Raw genomic sequence first — 11,237 nt, forward strand, 5'->3', positions numbered from 1 at the left:
GCTTGCATAACAACGCCGGAAGGGTTTTGTTAGCCCTGCGAATGGCGGCCAACAAAACCCAGCAACGCGTTTCTGGCTAGGCGAGCAAGCGTAGACAGTACGTGGGTACGGCAAGCTTGCTCAACAACGCCAGAAGGGTTTTGTTGACCGCCCTACCGCCAGACACAAAATAGGAATTCATAAGTATATGCAAACCCATACCCTGCACGAAGGCACGATACCACTGCTGATTTCGATGCCACACGTGGGTACAGCATTACCACCCGAGTTGATGCAACGTATGCAGCCCGTAGCCCAACAGTTGGATGACACCGACTGGCACCTGGAACAGCTTTACAGCTTTGCTCGGGACATGGGTGCATCCATTCTGGTGCCGAAGTATTCCCGCTATGTCATCGACCTCAATCGACCACGGGACAATGCCAATCTTTACCCGGGCCAGGATACGACTGGCTTGTGCCCTGTCGACACATTCGCCAAGCAGCCCCTGTATAAAGCCGGCGATGAACCAGACGATACGGAAATCGCCGCCCGGGTACCCGTCTATTGGCAGCCCTACCATACCGCGCTGGGCCACGAATTAGCGCGTATCAAAGCCCAGCATGGCCATGCACTGCTTTGGGAAGCGCATTCGATATGTTCGGAAGTGCCGCGCTTCTTTGAAGGACGCCTGCCTGATATCAACCTTGGTACCGCCAATGGTGCATCTTGCAGTGCCGGACTCGGTGAAGCGCTACTGGCTGCAGCGCAAAGTCAAAGTGGTTATAGCGCCGTACTGAACGGCCGCTTCAAAGGCGGCCATATCACCCGCCATTACGGCCAGCCAGCCCATGGCATCGATGCTGTGCAGCTGGAACTTTCACAACGAACTTATATGCAGGAATCTGCCCCCTACGACTATCAACCAGCGCTGGTCCAGCAAGTACAGCCTGTATTGCGTAAGTTGTTGCAGACCTTTATGGATTTCCGGCCCACCGTGTAAAAACCTGCCCACCATCTAATTGCGCGGCTGTAACCAAGACTTAGGTGTTGTTCGAAATTACTAAAGCAAAAGGACCCATCTGAAGACGGGTCCTTTTGTTTGGTACATCACAGCGCTACACCAGTGCTTAAGCCTTAGCGGCTGCAACCTCCATTTTTCTGGCGGTATCGAAAATCCAATCTGGAATCGGGTTGGTCACAACGTTGGGAAAGTCCCGTACAGATGCATGTTGCTGAGCATCGCCAGTAACCATGCGCAGCAGCAAATCCGTACCTGCCTTGAAATAATAGGTAGATGGACCTTTACCCTGTCGGGTAAAAGTCCAGCCATCCGCGGCATAGCCCAGCACTGTTTCGCGCCCCACATAGACTGCACTGTGGTCATGCAGTACAGACCGGGGCAGGAACAGTTCGTGAAATGGCGTCACTTCCTGGTCCAGCTGTAACTCAAACAACTTAACGCCGAAGTCCATCACCTCCCTGGAGTAAGCGACTTTCTGCTTATGGCTTTGTTTATGCTCTGCATCGCCGACTTCCGACATCCACAACCTGTGGCCGGTTTCCTTTTCCGACCATGGGTTGAAGAGGCCATCAATCCGGCAAATGTTCCGCGTGTAATCAAACCAGCAGTAGCCCGAGGTGATCTGGTCCTCCTGCTGCATAGGCGACCAGTAGGAGACATACGCACCACTCCATTGCGCAGGCAATAACGGTGGCGATGGCGGCGGGGTATATATATGCATCGTCTGTTCCTCAGCGCCCCAGTGCGTAACCCAGATTCCGCACCAGTGCCTCCTGCATATCTGGCAATGCTTTGCGGCGTTCCTCAAAACTCTGCGTCAGTTCTGCTGTATCCAGATGCATGCGGTCGGCAGCGGTTTCAAACCAGCGCCGGCTGCTGTTTGCATGGTCTTTAAACAGCTTCACCAAAGGCATTGCGCGGGAATCGAAGTTTTCCAGCGCGGCGGAAACCGTGGAATCCGTACTGAGCGCCTTAACAAGCAGCTGAGAGACAACCACCGCCATGGTGGTGCCATGGCCAATCGAAAAGTGCCCCGATTGGAGCGCGTCGCCAATCAAGACGAATTTACCGTCATAGGATTTCTCATGACTCAAGGTCATGAAATTCCGCCAGCCCAACCCTGGTTGCCCAATCAAACCATGGCCTTCCAATTCGGTTTGGAAAATATCCGCCATATACGCGGCCGACTGTTCATCGGACATTTGATCCAACCGGGAGCTGGCAAAGGTTTCTTCGCTGCATTCCACGATAAATGTACTCATTTCATTCGAGTACTTATAGGAATGCGCGATGAAAATGCCTTTGCCATGGGTACGGAATACCAGATTCATCTGGTTGAACAACTGCTTGGTGCCATACCAGATATATTTGTTATTACCGTATTCAACTTGCGGTGTCAGCACCTCAGAAAAATGCGTTGTCTTTTGATTGACGCCATTAGACAACACAACAAGATCATATTCTTCGCATTGCGATTTCGGATCGGTACCGAGTGGAGACTCGTAATAGATCTTTATCCCAACCGATTCACACTTTTCCCGTAATGCCTGAACCAAGCCTTGACGCCCTGCACCACAAAGCGTGACACCGGTACTTGTCAAATTAGGCTCGTTACGATGAACCAGCTTGAACTCTTCCAGAAACTGCGGATGGAGTTTTTCCGAGTCATTAATATAAGAAAGCGGATTAGCCGGGTGGTGTGGCGGCCGCCCAGGCAACACTACCCCCCAGCCCACCACTTCTTCTTTGGTGTTCTTTTCAATAACATCAATGTGCCAGTCAGGTTTATGCTTCTTCATCTGGCTGGCAAACATAAGCCCGGCGGGACCGGCACCAACAACAAGAATCTTCATCAATTCACCCTTCCTAGTTTGTACCAAACATTTTGCTTCTTTTGCATCTTCTGCAATTCGTCATAGGGTGCAGAAGTAAAATACAGCTTATCTGCCATATCAGGCGGATAGATATTCGGTAGTTTCTTATGCATGTAACGGGTATATCTCGCACGCATAAAGAAAATAGGATTGGAACTGCTCAGTACGTCGTAATTGGCCCGCGCCATATCCTGCATGGCGTCAGCCTGTACTTTGCGCAGCTCGGTAAATTCAGGCAATACCTTGTCCAACACATGGTTATGTTTATCCAGGAGGGTTGCAAAAACAAATGCATCCTCCAGCGCCATATTCATGCCTTGCCCCAGGAAAGGCGCAGTAGCATGTGCCGCATCACCAATAAGCACGACATTGCTCTTATAGTGGAATGTACTGGAACGCACATTGATCAGGTCATTGCTGGGTTTCTGGACAAACTGCTCCACCATTTCCTGCCTGATTGGCAACGGTAAACTCCCAAAGTAGCGGTTGAAAAAGTCCGCCATAACATTCTTATCCTGTGTCGCCAAGCTAAGCGTACCGGTGAATGGCAAACAGATGGCGAAGCTGATGCTGCCATCGGGAATGGTCGCAGCCCGGCCTGCAAATACCCCTTTGGAATCCATACCAAAGAAATACAACAGGTCTTTTCTATATCCCAGTGCCGTTGCGTCGGGCAATACCAAAGTCTTGTAACCGTGCCGGAAAAAGCTCTGATGGAATTCAAAACGGCGCATTGCGCCTTGCATGCTCTGGCGGACGGCCGAATATGCGCCATCTGCACCAATGATCAAATCCCCCTGAATACTCTTGATATTGCCATCCTTGTCTTGGATAAGCAGGGATTTTTTCTCCAGGTCCACATCCAGGCATTTATGCTCAAAGTAATAATTTACTTTGTTCAGATAGGCATGCTTACTCAAGAGCCGCTGAAAAGCGGCACGATTAAGCGATAAAGGATAAAAATCCTCCAATGGCGTCAATTCACGAACACGATATTTCCCACCAACGGAAAATGCCATACCGACAATCTTCTCACCGCATTGCTCCAATTCCTCCCGGGGAATACCTGCGGACAATACGGCTTTAATACCTCTTACCGTCATACTCACACCAATAGCGCGTGAGCTGACTAAATCGACATAGGACGACAGATCCTGTAATGGGTCGCCCCTTTTTTCAATAACGTGAACATCATGTCCCCGCCTCGCCAAATAAATAGCGGTTAAACTACCTGCCAGGCCACCCCCGACAATAATGATCTTATGCATACTAGGCCTCTCTGATTATTTTTCCCTGAGCTAGATCTGTCATGTGCTGGTAATAAAATTCCAACATATCTAGCTGCGCTTTACCTACCACACCGGTTTCAAGATTCTTTGCATAGTCAGCTAATTTTCGGCAGCGCTTGGCTAACATCTGGCAGCCCAAACTATAGTCGTCGATCACTTTAGGATTAACCGGGTCAGGTATTGGCGGTGCTGCATTCCGACCGGGAATACCGGATGGCATATTCATCAGACTCGCAGAAAGCGGGCGCAACAGTCCGGTCATGATATCGATAGCGCTATTCATTAACCGGGAACGACGCAGGCTGCCAAAAGGAGGCTGGGCAAAATGCTGCGCCATCATCAAAAACATCAATTCATAACAGCCTTGATAAAGTTTCATCAAAGCCCTGGCATTGACATCCAGTACCTTGTTACATCCCTCACGCTCTTCCAGAACCGGGTTCTTCAATACATGCAATGCCGGCTCGAAAGGCATTTTCTGCGCGGTAAGCGTGGTTGAGATATTACGCAGCCGCTGGAAATGTGAAGTGTCGAAATGCGGCGAATCAAACGCACCGCCCTCCCCTTGTTCAACCACAAAGTCGACAGCGAATAATGCGCTTTGCGTGTCATACACTTCCAATTGGTAACCTGGGTAGGCGCGATTGGTCAGCTCATTTAAAAACAAGTGGTGCTCGCCACTGCGTTTTCCTTCAACCCCATCAAACAACCCGGGTAGATCAGTAAATGCCTGCCGGATTGCCGCATAAAAATCCGCAATGGATTTACCAGGTGACGCGATGTAGTTCGGCCATTCAAACCGGACAAAGCGCGCCAATATATGTTCGGAGAAGGGTTCAAAAGAGAATTCGGTATCCAGCCCATATATTGTTTGCGCCTGATTACCGATGACAGGGTTACCCGGGTAGAAAGGCTCGCCCAATGCCATAAGGAGGTTATTCATCACCAGGTAGTGAATCATTTCCTCATGCGCGATTTCCAGCAGCGCACCACGAAAGCCGCTTTCACGACGTCTATCGCTGGTTCCACAGGCAAGCTTCAACTGTGCTTCATTCCAACGCCCCGTTTCGACCAGCTGCAGCCCCTGTGCATAGTTGGGTATTGAGCCCGCGGCGTACAGGTACTGCAGCATGATCGACAGTTCCAGATCCACCGCCTTTCTCAGCTCAGTAATCAGCTGCGCTTTGCTGGTAATTGCCGTCGGTTCGACCTGCTGCGCATCGCTGGATCTGGCCGATGCTTCCACATTGGCCAAGTACTTGAGGAACAGCCTGGATTTGGGCAGCGAGAGTTCCCGCGTGCTGGGCATGTAATAGCTTTTTTCGCGATTCTGTGGGTCGCACATCTGCCACATCAGCCGGGCATAGGTCTCGCATTTACAGCTATCCGCCAGGCTGAATACCTTGTCCGACATAAAGGGGTAGATCAACTCGTAATACCCCATGACATGCTTGTACAAGAACGCGTAATCGACCTGCTCAGTAGGCACGTCATCCAGATGCCAGTCGTCCGGCAGCACGCGTACGCCAATGTGCTGCGCACTTTCGACGGCCCCCAGTACGATACGGGTCGCCCCTGATGCTTTGCCCTCCAACGTCAGCTCCGCCAACCCCTCAGCCTGCAAGGAATACTGGACATGAGTGCCGACCAAATCGGCATCCTGCACACCAATTGCCAATGCAGGGTGTTGCATGGGCTTACCGCGGTAGTAACTCCGGATATCGATTGTTTTCGGGAAGGCTATATCTTCGGATTTATTTGGCGCTTCCAAAGCAATATTGTTGCTATCGGACTGTACTACCCAGTCACTTTCCACCCAGTGCGCCTTATCGCTAACCAACACGAGTGTATCGTCCGGTATGTTCAATAACGGAACATCAAGTACACCGTGGTTATTCCAGAAATCGAGATACAACTGCTCTGGAATATGGGCGACCAGAGCACCCGATTGGGTTTTCAATTCAAGATTACCCAATGGGAACTTACCGCCCAACTGATGCGTAGGGTGATTATCTGCAACCGGCTTCATACCCCTGGTCGTGAAGGGGATACTCGTCGGCATATTGAACGAAAGCCGATCAGCATGAACCTTTACTGTAATCGGGCCCAAACCCGTGCTTTGTGGCAAAAGTAAGCGGCCTGCGGGATAAGTTGCCAGCTCATCTTTGTACCAAAGACCCATAGTCCCTACCAGATCGTAAAATACTGGTGAATCTGGTTTTGGCGGTGTGGACATATTGAACAGCGCATATTGGACAGTAAGCCCTAGCACATTTTCATCTTCCAACGCCTGCCGTAGATAATTCAAACTCCCCGGGGTTGACCCCTGCATGTTGAATAGGAAATATGGATCACCTTTCGGTACCGAGAACTGAAATACCCTGGTACGTGAAAACTCATCATCCAGAAAATGACTGCTACGCTCTGAAATGTGATGCCCACCCAGCCACCGTACTGAGTGGGTTTGATTAATATCCGCCGAGAACATATGCGGGGAATTCGGCGTTGCGTTCTTATCGCTCAGCACAAATTGGCCAGCATAGATCACTGTGGTATCTATCTGGGTTGGGTCGTTATCCACCCAACGGGCACGGTTGAAAGTGGTTCTTAAATACTCGTTATAGTGCCCCCACAATGCCAACTTGGAACCGACCAACTCATCACTTGTATCAATAATCCCCGCTGCGAGCTGTACCCCGGTGATTCTTGCATTCTCCCAGGAGAAATGATTATTCCCGCAAGCGTTATAACCTGTTGCAAGACTGAATATCCCTTCCGGATCAGGCTTGCCTTCTGCATTGAACCGCGGGCCAAGCTTTTTTAAATGCGCATGAAAATCGGTTGGTGGCCGCGATAAATCAAACGGCTCACCATTCATGTACACGGTATTGGTGGCGATATCTATATCATTGTGGACACTTCTATTCGCAGTTGGCACATTGGCACGGGCGAATCCTCTGAAATGAAAACGAGGAACATCAAGAATACTCATACTTACCCCTGCCCAATGGCCACTATTGCGTTCTGCTGATCCACTATTACCTGGGTTTTCATTTTGAAAGTCGTTCGATCAATATACCCGCCGACTTTTTGGCACTAAGTATCCCCCCTTCCATCCAACCGCAATGGGAGGTATAAGCATCTGAGCAGGCAATAACGCCGTTCTCTTTATGAAGCAAGGCAAATGGATGTTCTATGGCCGTATCCACACAGAATTCGACACCATGTGGCCAGTGCTTATGGTGATGTTCCTTTGGGAAAGGTATGTGCGCTGGTGTCAGATCCAAGGCATCAGCAAGATGGAAATGTACTTCTTTCAGGAATTCATCCTCTCCATTCTTTAAGCAGTCGTGCCAATAGCTGGCATTTTCACTGTCGGTATAGAAAAAGATGTACTTGTTGCTTTTGAAATAAATCTTCCGTAGGGGATTGTCGGCAATGATGACTTTATCTACGAGCTGATAGGGCTCCCACCAAGGTGTATCGTAAAACAGGAATCCTTTGAACAGGGGGAGCGAGCCATATCGATATTGGCTCCAATCCTCGGGGAAGTTCAGTGCCAATTTCGGCATGGCCGATGGCGGAATAGCCAAGATGACATGCCGTGCTACATGTGTGACTGTTTCATTGGCTTCATTAAGGAATGTGAGTTGATATTCATCATCCTGCTTAATCAGGGAAATCAGTCTGTGATCAAAGGTAAAGCTCACCCCTTTGGATTGCGCTTCAGCCTTCATCTGACCAATCAGCTGGGTAAAGCCATTGGAGGCATAAAACCACTGGTTCAAAGCATTCTTGGAAAAGCTTTGGGTCTCCGGATGCTTTTCAATAATATCATATGCCATTTCTGCAGAAATGTTCGGCAGAAATAAAGCATCGTAACCCATCGACTTTATTATCTTCCTTGCTTCAATTTCCCCAAGGTAACTGCTGATAAAACTTAAAAAGGAATCTTTACCATGCTCTTTCAGCATGGGTATCAAACTTAATATGGTACTTCTTAACTTTTCTTGAACATTATCCTTTAGCGCCAATTCGGTAAATGGATAAATATCATTCTTCTGATCGTAACTCTGCATGACACGCTGGAAATTCGGGTGCAATTGTGGCGAGTAACGTCCTGCTCCCAGCTCAATACTTTCTTCCGCATCCAAGTTCTTGGAATTGACACGCCCACCGACATCGGCATTCATATCAAAGACCTGAATATCCAGACCATTACAAACCGATGACTCCAGTAGCTGGTTTACACAACTAAGTCCGCTTATACCGGCACCAACAATACAAATGTCAGAGTAATGCATCATCTTAAATCCCCTATTGGAAACTGCTCAACGCTTGCTAGTGGCGATGTTGATTAGTCGGGCACACGTAATCACCACGCTTTTGGCGCGGCTAGACGTGTGAATCCGCCAATGATTGACGTGATCGACGTGTTTCCCCAATTTTTACCTTATTTGGGAGACCTTTTGTGCATCAGGGACTATTTTTAACAGTTTATTAACAAGTTATACGTCATTTCAGCAACAATATTGAAAATGCGAAATTAAGAAATTAATGTTTTTACATTGGATAACTTCAAGCAAATTACAGATTCCGTTAATTAAGTAATATGTTGATTTTTATTCAATCACCATGGCCTAACTGACATCTTGATTAATTAAGAATTCGTTCAAAATTTCGCGAGCCAAGGTGAGACAAGGCAAAAACACTCGAGGAAGTAGAGATTACAAGTGGCGATTGAACATTCTGAGGGCGTTTCAACGTCGTATTTCTGACTTACAGCAAACTTTGGACAAGTACTAAGAACCGGTTCAGCGATCTATCGCGAGCGAGCAACCATCAACAAGGTGCAGCGCAGAAGCTGGAATGTCCTCTTGTGCATGAAGGCTTCGAGCAGCAAATGAGCCCTGATCACAGCTGCGCAGTAAGATCGCGGACAGGTTCTAAACGGTGAGGGAAAAGGGAAAGCCAAGTCCTCCAGCACTTGCTGCTGGCCTTCAGCGTTGAGCCGTTTACAATGGCGTTTTGCCTTGTGCCTTTTCTCATGAGCCGTCCCGACTCCCCCTGCGTTGCCCTTTGCTCCACCGCCCTAGGCGACGAGGTCTGCATGGGCTGCGGCCGTACGTTTTTTGAAGTTGCCAACTGGGTGTGCCTGAGCGATACAGAGAAAGAAGCCGTCTGGCGACGGCTTGAATCACACTGGGCAGAACAGGGGCTGCCAGCGCCTTGGCATGTAACAGACTAATCGCAAGAAGCGATCCGGAACCAGTTCAAGATAACTTGCCAAAGTTGCCCAGTTGCCGCTCCAGAAGTCTCTGCAACCATTGAATCTGCATAGGTGGCTCACCCTGGTAGCTGTGTACGGCATATACCGACCGCCGTTCACCATATACACCATCCAGAACGGTCAACAGCTCTCCACGCTCAAGCGCAGGCTTAACCAGCACATTTGGTAATACGGCAATACCCTTGCCCAGTAACGCCAACTCACAAGCCAGCGCTGCGCTATCAACCCGGTACTTTGCTGTCATCGGCAGTTCGTGAAGCTGCTGGGTAGCATCAATCAGTTGCAACGACTTGTTAAGTTGCTGCCAGCGCGTCGCAATAAAGGCATGGGATATAAAATCTGTTACTTGGTAAATCGGCGTGGCGCGCATCAAGTAACCGGGCGATGCAACTGGCACCCCCCAAAGCTCGCCAAGTTTACGTGCCCGTAAACTGCTGTCTGCCAACTCACCTACCCGCACTGCCAAGTCGATACCATGCCTCACGATGTCGACCACCGCATCATCTACCCGTATGTCCGGTTCCAAATCAGGAAACCGTTCCGTCAACTGCACCAAAGCCGGTACCACTACGCTAGATGCAAGCGCATGCGGGCCAGTTACTTTAATTGGACCTTTTGGACGGGCCTGCAGTTGTTGAATTTCGTCTCGCGCCACATCTAGCAATACCGACATTTCGTCGCATCGTGCAGCAAACAGGCGACCGGCTTCAGTCAGGCTGAGCCGCCGCGTTGTCCTGACCAACAGCTGTGTACCCAGAAGCTGCTCAAGGCGTGACACATGCTGACTGATACCCGATTTGGTCAGGTTCAGTGCTTCCGCCGCTTCGGTGAAACTACCCCGCTTCACCACTTCACGAAACAGCAGCATACGAAAAGCCAGTTGCTTTCGTTCATTTTCCATAAACAGTGAATGAATTTTCTGACCATTTATTGCTAAATATCGCCCAATATAGACTTCGCTCCGTGATTTCAACAACCCCAGACGGAGTACCACCATGCAAGCCCATCACAAAGTGTTATTTGACTTTTTAATAGCCAGCCAACAATGGGTTGCCGCTTTCAATGCCGGTAATGCCAGGCAATGTGCCGACACCTATATCGACAACGCCGTCATGGAAGCGCAACCCTTCGGCATCTATACCGGCCGCGACGCCATCTATTCCTTCTGGAACGATTTGGTCAGCAAAGGGGCGACCAATCTGCAGTATCTCCAACCTGTGCTTGAAGTGATTGATGCAAACACTGTGTTACTGTCTGCCAATTGGTCAATGAACATCGGACATGGTCGTATCTATCGCGAACGCTGGGTTCAACAAGATGGCCGCTGGATGCTGGCAGATGACCACTTCGGCTTGCTTGGCAGTCACGGTGAGTAAAAGGAGTAAGAACCTGTTCATGATCTTACTGTGCAGCTGTAATCAGGGCTTATGTGCTGCTCTGAACCCTGCTGACAACTGCTCGTGACAGATCTTGAACAGATTCTAAGAAACGGTTCATTTGCCTCTCCAACTGTTCACAACTGTTTGCAGGAACCGTTCTTTCGGGCACCTCGAAAAACCCTCCGCCCATGGCATGATTCCGACATCCAAAAGTCAGCCCTCCAATCATGATCAAATCCAGTCTGTTTGCCAGTGAAGAACGTGAAGCCAAGCTTGATCAGCTGGGCGATGCACTGAAGGTTCTGGGGACCCATGTCGATTTTGCCGCACTGGCGGCAGACATTGACCGAGCAGCGCCTCGACCCAGCCGCGCCCGCGGCGGCCGGCCACCGTTTCCGACGG

General features: G+C 49.7%; 9 protein-coding genes. 3 read left to right on the forward strand and 6 right to left on the reverse strand.

Going from position 1 to position 11,237, the window contains the following annotated elements:
- Positions 1–187: 187 nt before the first annotated feature.
- The gene (hutG, locus tag ACUHMQ_RS08990; protein ID WP_445295123.1) at positions 188–982 is read left to right on the forward strand and encodes an N-formylglutamate deformylase; all 795 of its coding nucleotides are present in this window, start codon (positions 188–190) and stop codon (positions 980–982) included.
- Between the two features lie 127 nt (positions 983–1,109).
- Here the strand turns inward: hutG and vioE are convergent, their stop codons facing one another.
- From vioE to vioA, 5 genes are read right to left on the reverse strand one after another with little or no spacing between them, the layout of a single operon-like run.
- Complete coding sequence (vioE, locus tag ACUHMQ_RS08995; protein ID WP_445295124.1) at positions 1,110–1,724, reverse strand: violacein biosynthesis enzyme VioE; 615 nt, start codon at positions 1,722–1,724, stop codon at positions 1,110–1,112.
- Positions 1,725–1,734: 10 nt separating this feature from the next.
- Positions 1,735–2,856 (reverse strand): flavin-dependent violacein biosynthesis monooxygenase VioD, encoded by a 1,122-nt coding sequence (gene vioD, locus ACUHMQ_RS09000; protein ID WP_445295125.1) that lies wholly within the window; start codon positions 2,854–2,856, stop codon positions 1,735–1,737.
- Positions 2,856–4,145: an NADP-dependent violacein biosynthesis oxygenase VioC gene (vioC, locus tag ACUHMQ_RS09005; RefSeq protein WP_445295126.1), complete on the reverse strand. Its 1,290-nt coding sequence runs from the start codon at positions 4,143–4,145 to the stop codon at positions 2,856–2,858. Before vioC ends, vioD begins: the two co-directional genes overlap by 1 nt.
- A gap of 1 nt (position 4,146) precedes the next feature.
- Complete coding sequence (gene vioB, locus ACUHMQ_RS09010) at positions 4,147–7,158, reverse strand: iminophenyl-pyruvate dimer synthase VioB (RefSeq protein WP_445295127.1); 3,012 nt, start codon at positions 7,156–7,158, stop codon at positions 4,147–4,149.
- 58 nt (positions 7,159–7,216) lie between these two features.
- On the reverse strand, positions 7,217–8,473 hold the full coding sequence (gene vioA / locus ACUHMQ_RS09015; RefSeq protein WP_445295128.1) for a flavin-dependent violacein biosynthesis tryptophan-2 monooxygenase VioA: 1,257 nt from the start codon (positions 8,471–8,473) through the stop codon (positions 7,217–7,219).
- 740 nt (positions 8,474–9,213) lie between these two features.
- On the opposite strand from vioA, the gene ACUHMQ_RS09020 reads away from it, so the two are divergent.
- On the forward strand, positions 9,214–9,414 hold the full coding sequence (locus tag ACUHMQ_RS09020) for a DUF1289 domain-containing protein (protein WP_445295129.1): 201 nt from the start codon (positions 9,214–9,216) through the stop codon (positions 9,412–9,414).
- Positions 9,415–9,439: 25 nt separating this feature from the next.
- On the opposite strand, the gene ACUHMQ_RS09025 is transcribed toward ACUHMQ_RS09020, so the two are convergent.
- Positions 9,440–10,324, reverse strand: coding sequence for a LysR family transcriptional regulator (locus ACUHMQ_RS09025; protein WP_445295130.1), 885 nt, complete (start codon positions 10,322–10,324; stop codon positions 9,440–9,442).
- A gap of 127 nt (positions 10,325–10,451) precedes the next feature.
- Between ACUHMQ_RS09025 and ACUHMQ_RS09030 the strand changes: the two genes are divergently transcribed.
- Positions 10,452–10,832, forward strand: coding sequence for a nuclear transport factor 2 family protein (locus ACUHMQ_RS09030; protein ID WP_445295131.1), 381 nt, complete (start codon positions 10,452–10,454; stop codon positions 10,830–10,832).
- The last annotated feature ends 405 nt before the right edge of the window (positions 10,833–11,237 follow it).

This window comes from Chitinimonas violaceus (genome assembly GCF_052601015.1).